The organism is Alishewanella sp. HL-SH06 (assembly GCF_052656265.1).
In genome coordinates, this window is record NZ_CP199752.1 from 2,534,044 (window position 1) to 2,554,460 (window position 20,417).

Annotated in this window: 18 protein-coding genes and 2 pseudogenes; 7 read left to right on the plus strand and 13 right to left on the minus strand. The window is 47.2% G+C overall.

Annotated elements, in window-relative coordinates; genetic code table 11:
* Positions 1-35: 35 nt before the first annotated feature.
* Positions 36-1,554: pseudogene (locus ACUJFK_RS11630) on the plus strand (DUF3360 family protein).
* Between the two features lie 930 nt (positions 1,555-2,484).
* Here the strand turns inward: ACUJFK_RS11630 and ACUJFK_RS11635 are convergent.
* The 3 genes from ACUJFK_RS11635 to ACUJFK_RS11645 are packed head-to-tail and all read right to left on the minus strand — an operon-like array spanning position 2,485 to position 4,874.
* On the minus strand, positions 2,485-2,772 hold the full coding sequence (locus ACUJFK_RS11635; protein ID WP_306178287.1) for a hypothetical protein: 288 nt from the start codon (positions 2,770-2,772) through the stop codon (positions 2,485-2,487).
* Positions 2,773-2,817: 45 nt separating this feature from the next.
* The gene (locus tag ACUJFK_RS11640) at positions 2,818-3,987 is read right to left on the minus strand and encodes a vWA domain-containing protein (RefSeq protein ID WP_445424951.1); all 1,170 of its coding nucleotides are present in this window, start codon (positions 3,985-3,987) and stop codon (positions 2,818-2,820) included.
* A 44-nt stretch (positions 3,988-4,031) separates the two neighbouring features.
* On the minus strand, positions 4,032-4,874 hold the full coding sequence (locus ACUJFK_RS11645) for an AAA family ATPase (protein WP_445424952.1): 843 nt from the start codon (positions 4,872-4,874) through the stop codon (positions 4,032-4,034).
* Positions 4,875-5,000: 126 nt separating this feature from the next.
* Between ACUJFK_RS11645 and cysK the strand changes: the two genes are divergently transcribed.
* Positions 5,001-5,972, plus strand: coding sequence for a cysteine synthase A (cysK, locus tag ACUJFK_RS11650; RefSeq protein WP_226750076.1), 972 nt, complete (start codon positions 5,001-5,003; stop codon positions 5,970-5,972).
* A 171-nt stretch (positions 5,973-6,143) separates the two neighbouring features.
* A complete protein-coding gene (locus tag ACUJFK_RS11655) occupies positions 6,144-6,593 on the plus strand; it encodes a hypothetical protein (RefSeq protein ID WP_226750077.1) in 450 nt (149 codons plus the stop codon).
* Positions 6,594-6,634: 41 nt separating this feature from the next.
* Here the strand turns inward: ACUJFK_RS11655 and ACUJFK_RS11660 are convergent, their stop codons facing one another.
* Positions 6,635-7,378 (minus strand): enoyl-CoA hydratase-related protein, encoded by a 744-nt coding sequence (locus ACUJFK_RS11660; RefSeq protein ID WP_445424953.1) that lies wholly within the window; start codon positions 7,376-7,378, stop codon positions 6,635-6,637.
* A gap of 19 nt (positions 7,379-7,397) precedes the next feature.
* Positions 7,398-9,136: pseudogene (ggt, locus tag ACUJFK_RS11665) on the minus strand (gamma-glutamyltransferase).
* A 70-nt stretch (positions 9,137-9,206) separates the two neighbouring features.
* Between ggt and rrtA the strand changes: the two are divergent.
* Positions 9,207-9,785, plus strand: coding sequence for a rhombosortase (gene rrtA, locus ACUJFK_RS11670; protein ID WP_445424954.1), 579 nt, complete (start codon positions 9,207-9,209; stop codon positions 9,783-9,785).
* Positions 9,786-9,833: 48 nt separating this feature from the next.
* On the opposite strand, the gene ACUJFK_RS11675 is transcribed toward rrtA, so the two are convergent.
* The 5 genes from ACUJFK_RS11675 to ACUJFK_RS11695 are packed head-to-tail and all read right to left on the minus strand — an operon-like array spanning position 9,834 to position 14,569.
* Positions 9,834-10,556 carry a YdcF family protein gene (locus tag ACUJFK_RS11675; RefSeq protein ID WP_445424955.1) on the minus strand — a complete coding sequence of 241 codons (723 nt, stop codon included), beginning with the start codon at positions 10,554-10,556 and terminating at the stop codon, positions 9,834-9,836.
* Positions 10,540-11,862, minus strand: a complete 1,323-nt coding sequence (locus ACUJFK_RS11680) for an O-antigen ligase family protein (protein ID WP_445424956.1) — start codon at positions 11,860-11,862, stop codon at positions 10,540-10,542. The genes ACUJFK_RS11675 and ACUJFK_RS11680 overlap by 17 nt, the downstream gene beginning before the upstream one ends.
* The gene (locus tag ACUJFK_RS11685) at positions 11,862-12,755 is read right to left on the minus strand and encodes a glycosyltransferase (protein WP_226750083.1); all 894 of its coding nucleotides are present in this window, start codon (positions 12,753-12,755) and stop codon (positions 11,862-11,864) included. The genes ACUJFK_RS11680 and ACUJFK_RS11685 overlap by 1 nt, the downstream gene beginning before the upstream one ends.
* A 10-nt stretch (positions 12,756-12,765) precedes the next feature.
* Positions 12,766-13,512: a WecB/TagA/CpsF family glycosyltransferase gene (locus ACUJFK_RS11690; protein ID WP_306178279.1), complete on the minus strand. Its 747-nt coding sequence runs from the start codon at positions 13,510-13,512 to the stop codon at positions 12,766-12,768.
* A 1-nt stretch (position 13,513) separates the two neighbouring features.
* Complete coding sequence (locus ACUJFK_RS11695) at positions 13,514-14,569, minus strand: glycosyltransferase family 4 protein (RefSeq protein WP_306178278.1); 1,056 nt, start codon at positions 14,567-14,569, stop codon at positions 13,514-13,516.
* A gap of 209 nt (positions 14,570-14,778) precedes the next feature.
* On the opposite strand from ACUJFK_RS11695, the gene wecA reads away from it, so the two are divergent.
* From wecA to ACUJFK_RS11710, 3 genes are read left to right on the plus strand one after another with little or no spacing between them, the layout of a single operon-like run.
* The gene (gene wecA / locus ACUJFK_RS11700; RefSeq protein ID WP_226750086.1) at positions 14,779-15,840 is read left to right on the plus strand and encodes a UDP-N-acetylglucosamine--undecaprenyl-phosphate N-acetylglucosaminephosphotransferase; all 1,062 of its coding nucleotides are present in this window, start codon (positions 14,779-14,781) and stop codon (positions 15,838-15,840) included.
* Positions 15,837-17,177, plus strand: a complete 1,341-nt coding sequence (locus tag ACUJFK_RS11705) for a flippase (protein WP_236129445.1) — start codon at positions 15,837-15,839, stop codon at positions 17,175-17,177. The genes wecA and ACUJFK_RS11705 overlap by 4 nt, the downstream gene beginning before the upstream one ends.
* The gene (locus ACUJFK_RS11710) at positions 17,170-18,333 is read left to right on the plus strand and encodes a polysaccharide pyruvyl transferase family protein (protein ID WP_445424957.1); all 1,164 of its coding nucleotides are present in this window, start codon (positions 17,170-17,172) and stop codon (positions 18,331-18,333) included. The genes ACUJFK_RS11705 and ACUJFK_RS11710 overlap by 8 nt, the downstream gene beginning before the upstream one ends.
* A 106-nt stretch (positions 18,334-18,439) precedes the next feature.
* On the opposite strand, the gene ACUJFK_RS11715 is transcribed toward ACUJFK_RS11710, so the two are convergent.
* The 3 genes from ACUJFK_RS11715 to ACUJFK_RS11725 all read right to left on the minus strand — a co-directional run bounded on the left by ACUJFK_RS11715 (position 18,440) and on the right by ACUJFK_RS11725 (position 20,216).
* Positions 18,440-18,736 carry a DUF6482 family protein gene (locus tag ACUJFK_RS11715; protein WP_445424958.1) on the minus strand — a complete coding sequence of 99 codons (297 nt, stop codon included), beginning with the start codon at positions 18,734-18,736 and terminating at the stop codon, positions 18,440-18,442.
* A 118-nt stretch (positions 18,737-18,854) separates the two neighbouring features.
* Entirely contained in the window at positions 18,855-19,292 is a 438-nt protein-coding gene (locus tag ACUJFK_RS11720) for a nuclear transport factor 2 family protein (RefSeq protein WP_445424959.1), read from the minus strand.
* 165 nt (positions 19,293-19,457) lie between these two features.
* Positions 19,458-20,216, minus strand: a complete 759-nt coding sequence (locus ACUJFK_RS11725) for an SDR family oxidoreductase (protein WP_445426779.1) — start codon at positions 20,214-20,216, stop codon at positions 19,458-19,460.
* Positions 20,217-20,417 lie beyond the last annotated feature (201 nt).

The following is a 20,417-nucleotide window of genomic DNA, read 5'->3' on the forward strand; positions in this document are numbered from 1 at the left end:
AATTTTTTAGTAGCAACTATGTTGCCGGGGATAGCATGAACACCAAGCCTGAAGATAACAGCTTGTCTGTAGCTGCACAGGTAACAGCGGACCACGCCTTTACCGATAGCTACCAAAATTTACACAAACCCAGTTCAAAGTTCAGTAGCCGAGAAGCCTACCTCAAGCATGAACTGCAAATTATGCAGCCCAAACGTTGGCGAGCCAATTTACCGTTTCGGGACTATCGATTCGAGTATGAAGATACCATTCCAGCAATGGCGGCCACGATCGGTAAAGTCGTGATGGTAGCCGCCATTGCTGCGACCTTTGCCAATGCCTTAGGTTTAGGCGATGCGTTTATTCTTGAAAACGTTCGCTACGAACTGTTAATCGCATCCGTTTTTATTCTGTTATTTTTCCGGTTTTATTTTACCCACCGCTAACTTAGCCGGCACCCATGGCCCGCTGATCCCATTGATCCCGATTGTTGTCGCCACAGGCGGTCACCCAATGGCCTTTGGTCTGTTAATTGGAGCTTTTGGTTTAATTTTAGCGCTTAGTAAAGGAGGTAGCTTATTGGCACGACTGACCAGTAAAGGCGTTTGTGGCGGCTTACTGTTGTACCTCGGCTTTATTGGTACCACCTCGCAAGTGAAAAAATTGTTCGTTTGGGCAGAAGGGATCGAAAAAACGCATATCGCCTTTGTGGTCATCTTGTCGACCATATTACTCTATGCGTTCTTAGAGCATTTTAAAAAACGCTGGTTAGCAGTACCTTTAAGCTGCTTTTTAGGGGGGACTATGGCCTTTGCTCTTGGCGCGCCCTTTGAGTTTCATACGGCACCGGGTTTACCTAATATGAACCCGATGTACTGGTGGGGTGACAACACTGGCTGGATGCTAGGTTTACCCACATTAGAAAGCTTCGTAGTAGTTCTGCCTTTTGCCATCCTTGCCGTTGCCATGTGGTCACCTGACTTTTTAGGTCATCAAGTATTTCAAAAAATCAGTTACCCGCAACGGACTGAAAAAGTAATAATGAACATTGATGACACCATGTTAAGCGCTTCAGTCAGACAAACCTTTGGCTCATTGCTCGGCGGGGCTAACTTTACGTCGTCTTGGGGAACCTATATTGTACCAGCCGCTATTGCTAAACGCCCTATCCCCGCAGGTGCTATCCTAACCGCGCTATTTTGTATTATTGCAGGGATCTGGGGTTACCCGATGGATCTGGCTATTTGGCAACCGGTACTCTGTGTCGCCTTAATTGTGGGGGTGTTTATCCCCCTGTTAGAGGCGGGTATGGAAATGACCCGTGAAGGTAAAACCACGCAATCCGCAGCCATTGTGGTCTTTGCTTCAACCTTGGTTAACCCCGCTTTTGGTTGGTCATTAACCATTCTGTTGGACAATTTAGGCTTAATTGGCTGTAAAGAACGTAGCGCTAAGTTAACCCATATGAGCCGTTGGATCATACCACTGGTAATGTTTATCGTGTTAACTACGGTGATGGCGATTGTGGGTATGCTACCAGGTATCCCAGCCCTGATGCCAAGCTTCCGGCAATAAAGCAACCGTCATAAAGCTTCACTGATAAGTGAAGCTTTATCCCTTAAAACGATCCGCCTAAACACCGTTGACCCAGGTTTTAGAAATAACAATTAGGTGTAAATTGTTCCGCTAAGAAAATCCGTTTTTGCTCTTAATCCCCTTTGTAGCGAGCCGACTGATCATCGTTGGCCAAGGTTTTAAGAAAACGGGTGTTTGAGTGCGGCGACGGTAGCGCCGCACGAGTTACGTTTTCGCCTTGGACAACGCATGAGCAGCCGGGCTTTCGAGCGGAAGTGGGGTCGCATTTTCTTTGGATACTTTCTTTTGGCGACACAAAAGAAAGTATCTCGCCAACGGCGAAAACGTAAAGATTATCAGTAAATTAGTGTTTAAACTCAAGCAGAGTCGGCATCGAGGATGTTGGAACATGCTCCCGAAGCTAGAAGCTGGCAAAACGTTAAACGCTGCGTAAAGCGTCGGCTGGAGCACGCTGTAAATACAATCCCTGTACGCTCCTCTTTTTCATCCCTGAAAAAGACGTCTCCAGCCAACGTTGACTTCGCTATTAACTCGCATTGCATCAAATCTAAAGTATTTAAAAATCCATGGCCATTTTTAGCTGTTAATCCCATTACATTGCAAGCCGGTCAACTTGGCACGGCCAAGGTTTTAAGACGAGGGGTGTTTGAGCGAGGCACGGTAGTGCCGAACGAGTTACCTCGTCGCCTTGCTCGTGTCAGGTTGAGCCGGGCTTTCGCAGCAATGTAGGGTCGCATTTTCTTTGGATACTTTCTTTTGGCGACACAAAAGAAAGTATCTCGCCAAAGGCGAAAATATGAAGTTTATCAGTGCACTATGATTTAGCTTCAAGCAGAATCAGCAGCAAGGTTCTTGGCATCTAACCCGAAGTTTTAAGTTTGCAAAACGTTAAACGCTGCGTAAAGCGTCTTACTTTGCTCGAAAGCGTTTTAGATACCAAATCGACAACGGAATTTCGAGGATCAGATAACAGACCAGCGTAAACCAAAACCAGTTTAGATGCAGACCGGCAAACTCAAACACGTGCTCTGTTTGACAATACTTAGTACCCACGATGCCAAGCGCGATGACGGTGGTTAAGCCATCAAACAACGCAACTTTTTTTAGATCTGCGCCAGCCACTCTGGGATATAACCAAAAGTACGCCAGTAACAACAATACTGAAGTCAGTAAAATAACACTGAGTTCCGCACTCATCAGTTTACTCCTATTAAGCATCGCCAATAGCGATTAATGTTGCGCTTAGCTAAGGCTTTTAATGGCATCAGATAAACCGGTAAGGGTTAACGGAAACATACGCTGCTGCATAATGCTTTGAACCAGACTGATGGAATGATAATGCCCCCACCATGCCAGCGGCTGCGGATTTAACCACGCCGCTTTGGGGTATTGTTGCAGCAAACGGTTTAACCACACTCGCCCAGGCTCGGCATTCCAGTGTTCAACACTGCCACCAGGGTAGTCAATTTCATAAGGGCCCATGGTGGCATCACCAACAAAAATCAGCTTGTAATCGCTACCGTAAGTGTGGATCACATCGAGCACTGAGGTTTGTTCGGTAAACCGTCGGCTATTATCACGCCAGACACCTTCATATACGCAGTTATGAAAGTAAAAAAACTCCAGATGCTTAAACTCGGTTTTCACGGCCGAAAAGAGTTGCTGACAAAGCGTGATATGATCATCCATCGAGCCACCCACATCAAAAAACATGAGTACCTTGATGGCATTATGTCGCTCGGGTACAAAGCGTAGATCCAGATAACCTCCCTGCTCTGAGGTGGCTTGAATGGTACCGTTTAAATCCAATTCCGTCGCCGCACCACTGCGGGCAAAGCGCCGTAACTGACGTAGCGCCAACTTAATACTGCGATTGTTGAGCTCGCTGTGACTGTCTAAATCTTTAAACTCGCGTTTATCCCACACTTTTACCGCGCGGCGCGCACCACTGCCTTGTTGGCCAATACGCACGCCTTCCGGGTTAAAGCCATAAGCGCCAAACGGCGAGGTACCGCCGGTGCCGATCCATTTATTGCCGCCAGCATGGCGTTTTTGCTGTTCGGCCAAACGCTCACGCAACTGCGCCATTAAGTCCTCTAAACTGCCCAGCCCTTTTAACGCAGCTTTATCTTGGGCTGATAACTGACGAATGATATCTGGAATGAGCCATTCATCAGGAATACTGCTGGCTAGATCGACCGCCGCAACCCCTTCAAAATACTCAGCAAAGGCACGGTCAAACTTGTCATACTGACTCTCGTCTTTTACCATGATTAAACGCGCTAGCTGATAAAAGGCTTCGCTATCGGCAAAGATCACCTGCTGCTCTAGCGCATTGAGTAAATCCAACAGCTCAGTAATACTAACTTTTAAGCCGTATTTGCGCAGGGTGAAAAAAAACTCAATAAGCATAACAACACACGATGGCAGTCGATAAAACACTAAACGGCAACATTCTAACGCCCCCGCTTAGCAATAAACGCGAGTTTTTCAACCAACTGCACATCTTGCTCGTTTTTTAACAGCGCGCCGAACATCGGCATTAAGCCGCACTGCTGCTGTTTTTGTTGCAACACTTCGGCCGGAATTTGCTCGGCTAACAATAATTTTAACCAGTCAAGTAGTTCGGAGGTAGAAGGCTTTTTCTTTAAACCCGGTAGCTCACGTAACTCGAAGAACACCTCAAGTGCGGTACTGAGTAATTGCTGACGAATAGTCGGAAAATGCACCGCCACAATCTCGCGTAACACCTCGGCATCAGGAAAGCGTATGTAATGAAAAAAGCAGCGCCTTAAAAACGCATCTGGCAGCATTTTTTCATTATTGGAAGTAATAATCACAATCGGTCGCTGCTCAGCACTGATATGCTCACCGGTTTCATGCACATAAAACGCCATCCGATCCAATTCATGCAACAAATCATTCGGAAACTCGATGTCGGCTTTATCAATTTCATCAATCAACAACACAGGTCGTTTTGCCGCAGTAAAGGCCTGCCACAGTTTGCCCGGTTTAATATAATTGGCAATATGTTGCACCTTTTCACTGCCTAGTTGGCTATCACGCAAGCGTGATACGGCATCATATTCATATAAGCCCTGTTGCGCTTTGGTGGTGGACTTAATATGCCACTGAATCAGCTCAGTGTCCAAACTCTCGGCAAGCTCTTCGGCCAGACGTGTTTTACCAGTGCCCGGTTCGCCTTTAATTAATAAGGGTTTTTCTAGGATAACAGCGGCATTAACCGCCAGTGCCAGCTCGGCAGACACGATGTAGTTTTCGGTACTTTGAAAGGCCATACAGGCTCCGTGCTTAGTGAAAAAACTGATATATGTTATAGCAAATTGCTACTTTAACTTTTAGCTAGGCCGCGTATGCTATGGGTTATTGTACTGGTTATTCCTTATCTTTTTTTTGGAGTTTTTATGGCTAATGTATACGCAGATAACACATTGTCGATCGGCCGCACCCCTTTGGTCAAATTAAACCGTGTCGTTAAAGGCGCCAATGTCTATGCCAAAATTGAAGCGCGTAACCCAAGCTTTAGTGTGAAATGTCGCTTAGGCGCTGCTTTAATTTGGGATGCAGAGAAACGTGGCATCCTGACAAAAGACACCGAATTAGTCGAGCCAACCTCAGGTAACACGGGTATCGCCCTGGCATTTGTGGCGGCGAGCCGCGGTTACAAGCTCACCCTCACCATGCCGGCCACCATGAGTTTAGAGCGTCGTAAATTGTTAAAAGCCTTAGGCGCCAACTTGGTGTTAACTGAAGGGCCAAAAGGCATGAAAGGCGCAATTGAAAAAGCCAGAGAAATTCAAGCATCTAACCCAGATAAATACCTCATTTTGGGTCAGTTCGATAACCCGGCTAACCCACAAATTCACTTTGAAACGACCGGCCCAGAGATTTGGAATGATTTAGACGGTGCAGTGGATGTGTTTATTGCCGGTGTTGGTACTGGCGGGACTATCACGGGTGTCAGTCGCTTTTTAAAACAAGAGAAGCAGCATCCGCTAGTCACCGTGGCGGTTGAGCCCTCGGAATCGCCGGTCATTAGCCAAGTTAAAGCCGGTGAAGAAATCAAACCTGGCCCACATAAAATTCAAGGTATCGGTGCCGGTTTTATTCCTGGTGTGTTAGATGTCGATTTAATTGATCGGGTTGAGCAAGTCAGCAGTGATGATGCCATTGCCATGACACATCGCTTGATGAAAGAAGAAGGCATTTTAGCCGGTATCTCATCAGGTGCCGCGGTAGTTGCCGCAGCACGTTTAGCCGAGTTACCCGAGTTTGCCGGTAAAAATATCGTGGTGATCCTAGCCAGCGCGGCAGAGCGTTACTTATCAAGCCCCTTGTTCGCCAATATTTTCACCGAGCAAGAATTAGAAGCCTAATGGATAAATGCGGCCTTAGCTGTGATGCCCGTCAGTAAAGCATGACGGGTGTGTTTAAGCCACGTTGTCGGCCATGGATGGCCAGATAAATAGCCTTTTCGCCGCCTTTTTCTTTACAGATAGCCTGAAAACACCCACAATTCTGCTATCGCTTAAGGAAAATATGATGTTATGGCTTATTTAAAACTCCTACTGTTACCGCTACTATTGCTATTAGTCAGCTGCACTGAAGACAACCCGCAAGTTAATGCGCAAATTGGCACGCCTGAATTTATCGCCGGTGAATTTTTTCATGCTATTTATAATGAAAAAGATTTAAATCGGGCGAAAAGCTTGTCGACCAATGAATACGCCAAAATCTTAGAGTCTTACGGCTCGGTAAAACAAGTCAGCCGTACCCTATTGAATATGAGCTTTGATACCGTAGTCATTAACGTCAACAATAGCGGTCGTAATTTGCGCCAGCAGTACGATAACGATGCAACTATTCAGCTGGTTTTTGATGGCGAATTTGATAACAAACGCGTGCAAGACACTCGGACAGTTGAAATGGTAAGACATCGAGGTTCCTGGCTAGTCAAAACGGTACAAGCCGACAAGTTTAGTACCGCCATTCGTTAGTAAATGGCGGCCTTAAGGCTAAGTCCGTGCTTCACTTAGCCTTAGCGTCGTTTAAAAAAAGCAGCAAGCTGTTGTTGGCAAGCGTCAGATGACAATAACTGCTGAAAATCCAGCAACTCCTGGCCAATCACTTGCTGCACTAACGTCTGTTGAGGGGCCTTTAACAGCGCCTTACTGCGTAACACCGCTTCGCTAGGTAATGCCGCCAGCTTTGCTGCTTTGGCCGCAACAAAAGCCAATAGCTGCTCGGCCGGCACAATGTCATTTACTAAGCCAAATTGTGCAGCTTGCTCACTGCTAAAAGCCTCCCCCAATAACAAATATTGCGCGGCGCGCTGGTAACCGGCGATCTGCGGTAATAATAAACTGGATGCGGCTTCAGGGCATAACCCCAGCAATGTGAACGGCATCTGCAAACGGCTGGCTGGCGCAGCGTAAACCAGATCACAGTGCAGCAATAGTGTAGTACCGATGCCAATGGCAAGCCCTGCCACAGCGGCTATCAAGGGCTTGGGAAAACTGGCGGCTTCGTATAGAAACTGCACCACCGGATGCTGCATATCTAAAGCACCCGCAGATAAAAAATCTTGCAAATCATTACCACTGGTAAAGCAATCTGCATCCCCTTGAATTACCACAACTTTAGACTGTGACTGCTGCCGTGCTTGTTGTAATGCCGCCGTAAGCTGCCGATACATCGCCAGATTTAACGCATTCTTTTTTTCAGGGCGCCGCATCGTCAGTGTTAACACACCGCTGGCCGCTTGCTCAATCAAGATAGTCATTATTACTCCAACCTAACGCTTAAAAACCACTGACCTTGCCTTCGCGGCGGGGATCTGCAGCACCTTCGAGCTGTTTTGCTTGTACTTCAATGGCGTGTAAACCACTGTTGAGATCTTGGATCCGCACATCATAACCCATTGCGGTTAAGCTCTCTTTTAACTCAGCCAACGGCGTGCCCTGCTCTAACGCCAAATAATCATTGCGATGGGTAAAACGAGGCAAGTTGATGGCTTGCTGCACATCTAAATCCCAATCTAATAGGGCGATAATACTTAACGCCACATAATTGATAATACGGCTGCCACCGGGCGAACCAATCACTAAACGTAAATTATTATCGGCATCAAATACCATCATCGGTGCCATCGAGCTGCGAGGCCTTTTGCCACCTTCAACACGGTTTGCTACCCAAAGCTCACCATCGCGAGGCGCTAAGCTAAAATCCGTTAACTGGTTATTCAGCAAATAGCCATTAACCATTAAACCTGAGCCAAACACATTTTCGATGCTGGTGGTCATACTCACCGCATTACCTTTTGCATCCACTACCGAAAAATGACTGGTATTCGGAAACTCCACTGCCTTTGAGGTGGCTTGTGCTTCAGCACCCAGCGGGATACCCGCTGTGGCCATTTGATCTTGAGCACTAATCAGGCCGGCGCGTTGCTTTAAATAGGCCGGATCGAGCAAACCGGCCAGCGGCACATGACCAAAAGCCGGATCCGTTACATACAGATCGCGGTCAGCAAACGCGAGGCGAGAGGCTTGGCTGATGACATGCACAGCTTGGGCACTATTGGGCTGCATCTCGGCCAGTGGGAAATGCTCTAAAATACCGAGCATTTGCAACACCGCAAGGCCGCCAGAGCTAGGGGGGCCATGCCACATACTTGATATACCCGATACGCCACACAGAGCGCATCACGTTCAATGGCTTGATAATTGGCTAAATCAGATAACGCCAAACTACCTGGGTTAATCGCGGCTTGTTGCACCGTTTTGACCATCGCCTCGGCATTTTTACCTTGATAAAAAGCACTGACCCCGTCTTTGGCAATGTTACGTAACAGCGCCGCATACGCTGGGTTTTTCAGCGTTGCGCCTTCAAGTAATGAGCTGCCATTCGGATAAAAAAACTCTTTAGCCGGCGACAGCTGCTTCAAACCACTGTTCCAGCCCATCGCTAATTGCTTCGAGGTGCGGCTACTCACGGCAAAGCCCTGCTCGGCTAGGGTAATGGCATCGGTAAATAGCGATTCCCAAGGCAGTTGGCCGTAGCGTTGATGGGCATCGGCTAAGGCTTTAAGTACACCCGGCACCCCCACCGATTTACCGCCAACATAAGCTTCGCGCCAACTCATCACCTTGCCATGATCGGCAAATAAATAAGGGCCCGCCGCAGCAGGTGCCGTTTCACGACCGTCAAAAGTGGTTAAGGCTTGGTTATCCGCTTGCCAATGTAAGATAAAAGCGCCGCCGCCGATCCCTGAGCTTTGTGGTTCAACTAAACCCAGCACTAACTGTGTGGCAATAGCCGCATCAATGGCACTGCCGCCAGCTCGCAACACGCGCTCGCCCGCATCAGATGCTAAGGGATGCGCCGCAGAGACCATTGCCGTAGGAAAGCGGGTAAGTTGTTGTTGCACAATACCAGTAGTAGCTTCAGGTTCACGCGTTTCCTGCGTAGCTTGGGCTAATAAGCTGGGGGCAAAACTTATTAGGAATAACGAAACGAGTGGGATAAGAGTGCTTTTCATTATCAAGACTTTCCTTATAATACAGTCATAAACACCCTACTCAGTTCCTATAATAAGATCAACCAGCACTATGCTATCTCAAACAATTAAATCTTATGCGCCCTATTTTTTGCTAGGTTTTTTAATATTCTTGTTACATTTTAGTCCCTTAGCATGGCATGAGCTGCTGCAATACAGCCGACCAGCCATTGGCCAAGGTGAAGTATGGCGTGTTCTGACCGGCCATTTATTACACAGTAATGCCTATCATTTGCTGATGAATATGGTGGGTTTGCTGTTAATTATGCTGATCCATGGGCATTTACCAGGGCGCTTAGCCTTTGGCTGGCAATTACTGATCTTAGGCTTGGGCACGAGTGCGGGATTATGGTGGCTGGCGCCCGACATGCTGTATTACGTAGGCTTATCAGGCGTTTTGCATGGCATTTTATGCTATGGCGCAGTCATTGATATTAAACAAGGCTTTCGTACCGGCTATCTCATTTTGGCGGGTGTACTGGTAAAAATCCTGAGCGAACAATTCTCTGCGCCTGATTTAGCCCTGGCGGCACAAATTAACGCTGATGTTGCCATCGATGCCCACCTGTTTGGTGCCAGTGTCGGTTGTCTGCTTGGTCTGGTGTTATTGAGTCGGACACCACGCCAGTAACTCACCTGTTTGGTGCCAGTGCCGAGAGTCTGCTTAGTCTGATGTTATTTAGTCGGACACCACGCCAGTCACTTCTTTGCCGGCAACGCGATACACCGCATAACTGGCAAACTCGGCCATTAGCTTACTGTACAAATCTAAATTACTTAAGTTGACCGTCAGCAGGCAGTTTAAAGTGCAATTGACCGGGCGAAACGTTTGCGAGCGCACCACTCCTACACTGGCTGATAATTGATATTCTTTAATTAACTGTCGCACCCGCCAGCTATGAAAATCACTGGTTATAAAGCGAATAGCGTGTTGTGGGTTTAAACGCTTAGCAAGGGCTTGAAACTCTTGATAAGTATTTTCACCCGCATCAAAACAATCGATAGCGCCATGCCTTACCGTCTGTTGTAACGCAGCTAAATAAGGCTCGCAATAACGGGTTGTGATAACCACGGCCAGCGGCGCCGCTTGGGGTAATAGGGCAATTTCACTGTTTAATTGTTGAATACGCGCTGCTGCACAGGCCGGTATCTGCTCGGCTGAGCCACCACAGCCTAACATCACAAATAAATCAGGCGTTCGCCCTAATACACTGGATGCTGAAACAACAGCTTGCTGTTGATACCATTGCCGTACCTGATTAGCCACAAAGGTATTGCCAATTAAATAATAAAATAGCAACAAGCACCACAAGCCTTTTTTTCGATAGGCGATACAAGCGAATAACAACCCATATAGCAGCATATTATGCGGATAAATTAGCGGCTCAAGCAGATCTTTCATCAGCGGCTCCCGTTTCGGTCTGTAAAAGCGTTAATGCCAAGGCTCGCGGCAATGCTTGCTGTGCCAGTAAGGCGGCATTAATCAACGCCCAAGGCAGCCATAACATGCCGGAGGTCAGGACATGTCCGGCGAGTAACGCGACCAATAATAACAGGCTATTTAACAGTAACACCGGCCCCGCTGCTGAAGTTTTTTTCAAGGCGCCGGCACTTAAACCAAACACGCGCCAAAAAGATAAGGCGAATAATAAGCCTCCGGCTAAACCGTAAAACAACAGCAGATCGAATAAATCTAATTCGATAAAGTATTTTTTCAAATGCAGACGCAAGCCACCTTGGCCGACACCAAATAATTGTAACCACTCAGGGTAACGCTCAGCGACCAGGGTGAAATTACGCTGTAAATAATAATCGCGGGAGGACAAAATAATGCCCATAATACCCCGCTGTTGATAAGCAAATTGCAGCTTGTCGTAAATTCCTACCCATTGCAGGACACTGCTTAAATTCCATAGCAGTAGCATCAATAAACCTAAAATGATGGCGCTTAGCCCCAACAGCCATTGCCGTTTCGCGTAAAAATAAGCGCGTGGCGTTAATAAAATGGGGATCAGTAGCACTAACAGCAGCACACCAAACAAACCGGTTTTCGTTAGCAATAACGCGGCTATCGACAGTGCCGCTAAACTGAGCAAGGGATAGAACCAGCGCAGCGCTTGCCAACTGCGAACTAACAACCAACAGCTGAGCACCAGTAACAAACCTGACAACTCATTGGTTGAAATAAAGAAACCTTTTACGCCAAGAAAGGGCTGCGCCACTTCATCCATCGGCTGATAGGCCGTGCCACCGTACCCGGCTAACCCCAGCAGGCTATTAACAAACAACAGCAGAAAGCTGGCAGCAAACACACCGTCTAGCCAGCGTAAAAAAGCCTGGGGTTGCTGGCGAGCCAATTCAGAAAAATAAGCCAGTGCCACTAATAGCGCTGCTGATTTACTGATTAATTGCAGATCGGCCAAGCCATAGTGATGGCCTGTTAGCCATAAAACATATAAAGGCCCGGGTAACATCAGCAGCATTAACGACAAGGGCCAGTACAAGGCTTGGCGATTTAACTGCCAACCACGGTAAATTAACAGCAACAATAGCAGCAGTTTAATACTGGCCGAGAAACCAAAACTGCTCCCAAAGGTATGCCACAACAGGCCATTACCCCAATCGATAAATACCAGCAACGAGGCGAGCAACACCAGAAGCTTATCAAGCGGCGTGGCGATACTGAGGTAATGTCGGATGCTTGACATTATTTTTTAAATAATCCACTTAAGCCTTTGCTCAGCAATCGCATCCGCAATTGACTTAAACCGGCTAATTTATGTTTTAAATAGTAACGCCACTTCACTTTAACCAAGCCATATCGGCACAGGCTTAAAAATTCTGTGAACCGCAGCACATGATGCTGCATCGTCAGCCGATAAAACATCTGATTTTGTAAGTTACGCTCACTCATTAAAGAGCGATGCTTCGCTACAAACTGCTGATGAGCATCTAGGCGTTTCGGTGAATTGGTAATACGGCCTTGCTCATGCCCTACATGCACGCGATAACTGGCTTCCGCCAAACGCAGTGCAGGGCCATAGGCCGCGACCACTCGCACCCACATATCGTAATCTTGAAACGCCGCCAAGCTAACATCGAAACCGCCTAATTGCAGCATGCGTTCACGTTTAACTAAGGCTTGGTTCGATAAAGTGTGTAAATCCAGTAAATTGGACAAATTCACGGTTTGTCTTTGCGCAAATAGGGTTTTAGTAAAGCTACCGTAATCCCACAAATAGGCCGAACACACACAGCTATAACGATCATCATAAGCGGCATAAAGTTGGCTTAGACGCTGTGGTAAAAACTCGTCATCGTCATCCAAGCCCGTGACAAACTCACCGTTAGCCACTTCAATGGCTCTATTGCGCGCGGCACAAGCCCCCTGCCCCTCGGTTTGCCGTAAAATTCGAACACGTACATCGGATGCATAACGTTCGGATAACACCGCAAAGGTGTCATCTTTGGAGGCGTCATCGACCACAATAAGCTCGATGTTAGGATAAGTTTGGGCTAACACCGAATCGATAGCGCGACACGCCATCTGCGCACGATTGTAAGTCGGCATATATACACTGATTAATGGCCATTGCGACATGGTGCTTCCCTTAAATTTTACCCAGTCCATACCACCAAAGGTATCGGAATAAACGAAGTTGACGGCCAATGCGACTGGGCTGCGCTAATAACCGATACGCCCACTCTAAATTTAATTTACACCACAAGGCCGGTGCACGTTTCACATTACCGGTATACACATCATAAGTGCCACCGACTCCCATATAAAAACAGTGAGGATGGGCAGCTTGAATACGCTGGATCAATAACTCTTGCTTGGGCGATCCCATGGCAACGCTGACAATTTTCGCATCGGCGTGTTTAATGGCAGCGATAAGCGCGGCTTCATCTTTAAAATAGCCATCAATAGCACCGACCACGTTTACCCCCTCAGCCAGTAACTTGGCTTGTGTTTGCGCTAATACCTCGGGCTTGGCCCCAACTAAGAACACCGGTACTTGTTGTTTTGCCGCACGTGACATCAGTTGTTGCCAAAGCTCACAGCCAGGGATCCGTTCAACATGACGACCTAACCGACGACGCATCACTTTCACCACGCCGATACCATCCGCATAACGAATATCCGCTTGCTCGATAACCGACATAATGGCCGAATTTTCCATCGCAGTTAACACTTTTTCGGGGTTAATGGCAATGGCAGAACCGGCATAGCTCTCGCCCTGCTCAGGTAAAATAAACTGCAGCAGATGCGTCATATCTTTAAAGGCTGACACCTTAACCGGGCCAACCTTGACTTCAGCAATGGCCTCCGTCAAATCCTGTTCTGTAACACTCATGCTAAAGTTCCTGATAAAGTTGGGTTAACTGATGTATCACTTCGGGTAACAACACCTGCTCTGCTTGTTGGCGACCCGCTTGCTGCATTGCACGATATTCTGGCTCGTCTAACATTAACAGCGCCTTTATGGCTAAAACCAATTGCTGACAGAGTTGCGCTTCTGCTTGTTGCTGTGAAACGCGATAACCGGTTACCCCCGATGTTATTTGCGCTTTAGCGCCATCCGTATCGGTAGCCACCACTGGCGTATAACAAGCCATTGCCTCTGCCATCACTAAACCAAAAGATTCATTACGCGATAAGCTGATAAAACAGCGGGCACGTTGATAAAGTTTGACTAAAGCCTCAGCATCTTGAGCACCTAATAAACGCACATTGGGGTAATCTGCAACCGCCTGTTCTAGCTGACGTTGCCATGGCCCGGTGCCGGCAATCACGATGTGCAGTTCTCTCAACGCGGGCAACATAGCCAATAGCCTGTCCATGCCTTTATTGCGATCTAAGGCGCCGACATACAGCAGATCAATGTCTTTTTCGGTACGCGTTTGAAAACGCGCGGCAGCATAGCGACTCTGGATACCCGCTGACAAGATCCGTTGTGGCTTGGCTTGAAAATAAAACTGTTCACTTAATGCTTGGCTGGTAAAAACCCAAGCCTGCACCTGTTTTGCACACCAACGGTAAAGCTTACCGGGCGGTTGATAATGATAAATATCACTGCCATGACAGGTCACCACAATCTTAACCTGCCGATTACGCAAGCCTCGATATAACAATGCTAGCCAAATCGTCGGATAAAAAAAGTGCACATGAATAAGGTCATAACGCTGACGGCTCAACATATATCGCCACAGAAAATCCAAAAAGAAAACCGGATATTTCAATAACCTGTTCAGCCAAGAGTCACTATGCCAGCGCATATAATGATAAGCAGAAGGATGGCCTTGTGCCTCAAGTTCATCTACTTGTGCTCGCACAAACTGGCCTTGAAAAGGCGCAGACGCTTTCGGGCCCATATTGGTGATAACAAGCAGTTTTTTAGTGGCAACTAACACGACGATGAATGCTCCTTAAAGCCAACCGTTTAGTGCTAAAAAAACGGGGCGGGGTCAGGGTTATACAAGCGAGAATAAACAATATTTTTAACTATTACGTAAAGCCAGTCGTTTATTCTGTCACTAAGCATTATTATTACAACAAGTTTCAGCTGACGCCTGGCTGAATAATTCTGCGGTTTAACAAAATTGAGAAAAATTAGTCGGTTATGAAATCCCAGTTACTGTTAATGAGTTCAGCTTTAGGCTGTTGCCTGTTAGCCATTATTTTATTGTACCCGCTGTCACAACGCGTAGGCTTAGTGGATATTCCTCGGGGTCGTAAACAGCATCAAGGTGCCGTTCCGCTAATTGGTGGTTTATCGGTGTTTTGTGGTTTAGCCGTGGCCTTGGGCTTATTCGCCCCTTCTGAACTGGAACCTATCTATTATTTGTTATTAGCCGGTGCCTTGGTCATCTTAGGTGCCTTTGACGATTACCTCGATCTCAGTGTCAAACTGCGCCTTGCCGTGCAATTAGCCATTGGCCTTGGCATGGTGTTCGCGCTTGATTTACACCTGAATAGCTTGGGCAATATTTTCGGCTTAGGCGAAGTGACCTTAGGCCCACTGGGCATCCCTATCACCTTGATAGCGGTTATTGCCGCGATCAACGCCTTTAATATGACCGACGGTATTGACGGCCTTGCCGGTATGCTCAGTTTGGTTAGCTTTGTGGTCATTGCCGGCTTTATGTTGCTCTGGGGCCAACAAGAATATGCCTTGCTACCGTTAACCTTAATTTGTGCGCTACTGCCCTATTTAGCCTTTAACCTGCAATTGGTACCCGGTAAAAAAATCTTTATGGGTGATGCCGGCAGTATGCTGATTGGTTTATCTGTTATTTGGTTATTACTGATTGGCACCCAAAGTGAGACAGCCAGTTTTCGCCCAGTTACCGCGTTATGGCTAATTGCTATTCCGCTAATGGATATGGCGGCGATTATGTTGCGACGCATTCGCAAAGGCCAATCGCCATTTCAAGCCGATCGCGAGCATTTGCATCATATTTCATTACGCTTAGGTTTAAATTCGCGAGAAGCCCTCACTTTAATCGTCGCGTTATCGTGTATCTTTGCTTGTATTGGCGTAATTGGTGAGTATTTGATGGTGCCCGAACCCGTAATGTTACTGCTGTTTGCCGCTGCCTTTGCCGGCTATATTTTGCTACTGCAAAATGTCTGGCGTATTGTTTCGACCTTGCGCCGCCGTGCCGCCGGAGCCCGTAAATGAAGATCATTAAAAAGTTATTGATGGCACGGGCTACCGCCATGCTCGGCGACAAATTAGTTAAATTAGCCGCTGGCGCCATCTTAACCGTCTTTGTGGCACGGATGCTCGGTGCGGCCGAGTTAGGTATTTATTCTATCGTTATGGCGTGGAGTGCGTTTTTAGTACCCCTAACCAGCATGGGCTTAAATAACCTTGTGGTTAGGCAAATGACCAAGCTATCAAGCGGTCAAGAAGCCATGACGATGTTGTATACCGCAGTGAGTATTCGTTTAACACTTGGCCTGATAGGCGGTGGTGTTTTACTCGGCTTGTTTTATTTGCTGAACCCAGAACTGTTTAGTGGTCATCTTAACTATGCCATCCCACTGTTATTTATGCTGCAGGCCTTTTTTGGCTTTTTATTGTTTGAGTTTTACCTAAATTACCAAGGCACCTTTCGCAGTCCAGCCTATGCTAAATCGGTTATCTCGCTGCTCAGTTTCGCCGTTAAGCTGCTGTTGTTACTGCAAGGCTTTGGCATCGCCAGCTTATTGTTAATGACGGCTATCGAGTTTTTATTGGTCGGCTTAACCCAATATCTGCTATATCTACGTAAACACCAACCTTTTAAAGAAGAAACCCAGCGTTGGCAGCGTTACCATCCGCGCCATTTTAGCTTCGCTCAAGCCAAAGTGCTGCTCAAGCGCTCCGCCTGGTTATGGTTATCTGGCATTGTTTCGGTCATTTATCTGAAAATCGATATTGTGATGCTGGGCAGTATCGCCGGCGCAGAGCAAGCCGGTATCTATGCCGCCGCCAGTCGACTTTCTGAATTATGGTATATCTTCCCTGCCACCTTAGCGGTGCGCTATTACCCTGATATGCTAAAAGCCTTTGAAAAAGGCTGGAACGGCTATTTATTAAAACTGCGCCGCTTCGCGCTAATGTTTTTTTCTGCAGCCTTAGCTATCGCCCTGGTGATGACGCTTTGTGCCGAATGGTTAATTTTATTACTGTTTGGCGAAGCCTTTAACGATGCCGTTACTGTGCTACGCATCCATATCTGGGCCGGCTGTTTTATTTTCGTACGCTACCTGATTGGCCAACACTTAGTAATCACCGAGCAAGAACCGCTATCGCTGTTTAGCCATGGTATGGGTGCGCTGATTAATGTCGGCTTAAATCTTTGGTGGATCCCACAATACGGCATCGTTGGTGCAGCTTGGGCTACCTTGATTTCTTATGCTTACGCCTCTTTTTTCTTCTTATTTTTTGCAAAAAGTACCCGCACGCAATTCTGGCAATTGCTACGAGTAAAACGCGCATCCTTGACTGATAATGGAACAATGAATGACTAAACCTTATTTTATCGAAATTAAAGGCGTGCAATTTCGCAACAAAGGCGCCTATTTGATGCTGCTCGCCTGCCTGCAAGGCTTAAAAGCGAAAGACAAAGCCTTTGAATTGGTGTTATCACCCGGGCCGAATTTGCCCTACCCCGAGCGAGCACGCCACGGTGCTTGGCAAAAATTGGCGTTTCGACGCAAAGGTATTGATTTAACTGGTCTGCTTGGCAAGCTGCCTGGCGGACTGCGTAATTTATTTAAACGCTATGGCATGGTCACCGAGCGCGATGTCGATTTGGTATTAGAAGCCAGCGGCTTTGCCTATGGTGATCAATGGCCGCTAACCTTTTTACAAAATACCGCAAAAGAAGTGGTGCGCTTTGGCCAAGCAGGCAAGCCATTTATCTTTATGCCACAAGCCTTTGGCCCCTTTACTTCCAAAGAAAGTAAAGCGGCTATGCGCGATATTATCCATCATGCCCGGCTGATTTTTGTGCGTGACCCCGTGTCCTTAAAGCACTTACAAAGCTGTGTTGAGGTGTTACCCGAGCACGTCGTGCTTACCCCTGATTTCACCGTAGGCTTAAGCCCTATCGGCAATCAAGAACTACCTGAGTTAGATATACCTTTTGCGGCCTTGATCCCTAACTCTAAGGTCGTGTCAAAATACAATCATGCCAATGCTGAAGCAATGCGCCAGCAATATGTGATGGCTTTTGCTGCAGCAGCGGATTACTTAACGGTGCTTGGCATTCAGCCCGTGCTGGTTAACCACGAAGGTAAAGAAGACGCCGAGTTATGTGCTGAAATTGCCGCCTTATCACCCTGTGGCTTAGTACAAATTGAGGACCCTCTTGCCGTTAAAGCCTTTATCGGAAAAGCCGAGTTAGCCATCAGCTCGCGCTTTCATGGCGCAGTCAATGCACTAAGCCAAGGTGTGCCTTGTATCGCGACCAGTTGGAGCCATAAATATCACGCCATGATGAGTGATTTTGGTATGGGCAAGTTTTGTGTGGAAGAGTTGACTGAAGACAACCTGCTGCGCAGCGTCGCCGAATTAATTGAACAAAAAGAAGCACTCACCAAAGAAGTGGCCTTAAAAGCCACGAGTTTAAAGCAGCAGAACAAGCTGATGTGGCAACGTTTGTATCGGGCGATTGGCTGGTAAGCTTGCCTCTGAGTGTCTGTTTAGCCGAATGAGCTCACGCAGGCTAACAACAAACGGGCGGGTCAGAAAACTGACCCGCCCGTTTCCACAAAAACAGTGCTCACGTTTAAACGAACAACGCGAGCTTCAAGGTGTTATCTACTTTTTCTGGGCCACCGCACATTTCATCATAAGCAGATTTGTGAACTAACCAAGCCTGTCTAACCGTGCAATCGCTGAGCGACTTTTTAACCTGTTCGACACTATGAAAATGTTGTGGTTGATTTTGCTCATCAACAATGAAGCCTTTACGGCCGTCAAAGTCAGCTTCAACCAAATAAAGGCCCATTTCATAAGAGTGTACGGTTAACTCATCAATGCGTACGTCTTGATGGTTCAAATGGGTAAGGCGATGATGTGGCATAGCAGTAACTCCAAGCTGTGAACGTTAAGGGGATTACCTAACTAGAGTTTGTCGAAAGAATGTACGACTTAACCTTAAGATCGGATCTTCACCTCGTCCAGCAGGCGTTTACTAACACTTAATTAATGCTCGGCTCACTCAATTTAGTGGCCTGCCAGTTGACCACTTGCCACTGTCCGTTGCGCTTGACCAAAGTACCACTATTTAAAAAGCGCAGTGTTTCTGTTGCTGATTTTCCTACCAAAACAAAAGCCAGCACAGCAGTATCGCCATACTGCATAATTTGCAAATCTTCACGACCATAACGCATGATCACTTCAGCAGCAGGGATCTCGCCACGGCTGTTTACGCCTTGCATTAACTGCGCTTTACCAAAACGGGTACCCGCAGAACTGGTGTAAATCAGCTCTTCTGCCCAAAAGGCATTATGTATCATGGGATCATTTCGGCTCGCCCCATCTAAAAAGGTGTCCAACATGTTCGTAAGGACGCGTTGTTCATCCGCCCATACTGCGCTAGGCAGCGCTAATAACAAACAAAAAAATAAGCTTTTCATCGGTCAGATCCTCTAAAGATAAGGGTTATCACAGGTTAAGGCGCCAAAGCGGCCATCGTGTCTTGAGCGTTTTGCGCAAGCCCCGCTAAAGCCTGCAACACGACCTTTAGGGCGAAGCTCAAGGCTTCACCAAGAGCAAACATGAGCACAAGCGCCTAACCCGCTTTACATACTGATGCCACCATCTATTTCTACCACACGACCGGTAAAAAAATCATTCTCAAAAATGTACTTAGCGGTATGGGCCACTTCACTGGCCTCACCTAGCCGGCCAACCGGTTTCATTTTCTCTAAACGATCACGTGCTTCTGGCTTCATGGCATCGGTCATCGCGGTACGAATAACGCCCGGGGCAATGGCGCCGACACGAATACCGTAACGCCCTAACTCCCGTGCCCAGGTCACGGTCATTGCTACAACACCGGCTTTGGATGCTGCATAGTTGGTTTGGCCCATGTTACCGCCACGCGCGACACTCGACATATTGATAATAACGCCTTTGTTGCCACGCTTCACCATCGCTGCTGCGGCTTCACGGCCACATAAAAATACGCCTGTCAGGTTAACATCAATAACCGATTGAAATTGTGCCAACGGCATCTTGCTGGTGATTTCGCCATCTTTGAATTTCAATAACAATCCATCACGCAGGATCCCGGCGTTGTTAATCAAACCATCGATACCGTTAAAATCACTGTCGATTTGGCTGAAAGTCGCCTCAACTTCGTCTTCAGCGGCTACGTTAGCTTGGTATACGTGCACCGTGGTTTGTGCCGAGAGTTCGGCTTTAGCGGCAGCCAATTGCTCGGCATTCATATCAATTAACGCCAGCTTGGCGCCTTCACTAGCACACATACGCGCCATCTCTAAACCCAGGCCTTGAGCGCCGCCCGTGATCACGATGGTTTTGTCTTTAAGATTCATTTTATTACCTTTGATTGTAATATTTTGTTCAATAAGATGATGGTCGTTGCGTACTTTTTTATCGGACACGCCGTAAATACCTCCCTGTAGACTCCTCTTTTTCATCCATGAAAAAGACGGTCCGCTAAAAAAGTAGCTTCACTCTTTTAGCCGTAGATAAAGCAAGGCCGCTACACAAGCCAAGTCAGCCGTTACGGATGT

Coding starts and splice junctions, on each gene's coding strand:
- ACUJFK_RS11660 (WP_445424953.1), bottom strand. CDS start 7,378: ATGACTATCTTGATTGAGCAAGCGGCCAGCGGTGTGTTAACACTGACG.
- wecA (WP_226750086.1), top strand. CDS start 14,779: ATGAAATCCCAGTTACTGTTAATGAGTTCAGCTTTAGGCTGTTGCCTG.
- ACUJFK_RS11645 (WP_445424952.1), bottom strand. CDS start 4,874: ATGGCCTTTCAAAGTACCGAAAACTACATCGTGTCTGCCGAGCTGGCA.
- ACUJFK_RS11710 (WP_445424957.1), top strand. CDS start 17,170: ATGACTAAACCTTATTTTATCGAAATTAAAGGCGTGCAATTTCGCAAC.
- ACUJFK_RS11635 (WP_306178287.1), bottom strand. CDS start 2,772: ATGAGTGCGGAACTCAGTGTTATTTTACTGACTTCAGTATTGTTGTTA.
- ACUJFK_RS11715 (WP_445424958.1), bottom strand. CDS start 18,736: ATGCCACATCATCGCCTTACCCATTTGAACCATCAAGACGTACGCATT.
- ACUJFK_RS11720 (WP_445424959.1), bottom strand. CDS start 19,292: ATGAAAAGCTTATTTTTTTGTTTGTTATTAGCGCTGCCTAGCGCAGTA.
- ACUJFK_RS11705 (WP_236129445.1), top strand. CDS start 15,837: ATGAAGATCATTAAAAAGTTATTGATGGCACGGGCTACCGCCATGCTC.
- ACUJFK_RS11675 (WP_445424955.1), bottom strand. CDS start 10,556: ATGAAAGATCTGCTTGAGCCGCTAATTTATCCGCATAATATGCTGCTA.
- rrtA (WP_445424954.1), top strand. CDS start 9,207: ATGCTATCTCAAACAATTAAATCTTATGCGCCCTATTTTTTGCTAGGT.
- ACUJFK_RS11725 (WP_445426779.1), bottom strand. CDS start 20,216: ATGAATCTTAAAGACAAAACCATCGTGATCACGGGCGGCGCTCAAGGC.
- ACUJFK_RS11685 (WP_226750083.1), bottom strand. CDS start 12,755: ATGTCGCAATGGCCATTAATCAGTGTATATATGCCGACTTACAATCGT.
- cysK (WP_226750076.1), top strand. CDS start 5,001: ATGGCTAATGTATACGCAGATAACACATTGTCGATCGGCCGCACCCCT.
- ACUJFK_RS11690 (WP_306178279.1), bottom strand. CDS start 13,512: ATGAGTGTTACAGAACAGGATTTGACGGAGGCCATTGCTGAAGTCAAG.
- ACUJFK_RS11680 (WP_445424956.1), bottom strand. CDS start 11,862: ATGTCAAGCATCCGACATTACCTCAGTATCGCCACGCCGCTTGATAAG.
- ACUJFK_RS11640 (WP_445424951.1), bottom strand. CDS start 3,987: ATGCTTATTGAGTTTTTTTTCACCCTGCGCAAATACGGCTTAAAAGTT.
- ACUJFK_RS11655 (WP_226750077.1), top strand. CDS start 6,144: ATGGCTTATTTAAAACTCCTACTGTTACCGCTACTATTGCTATTAGTC.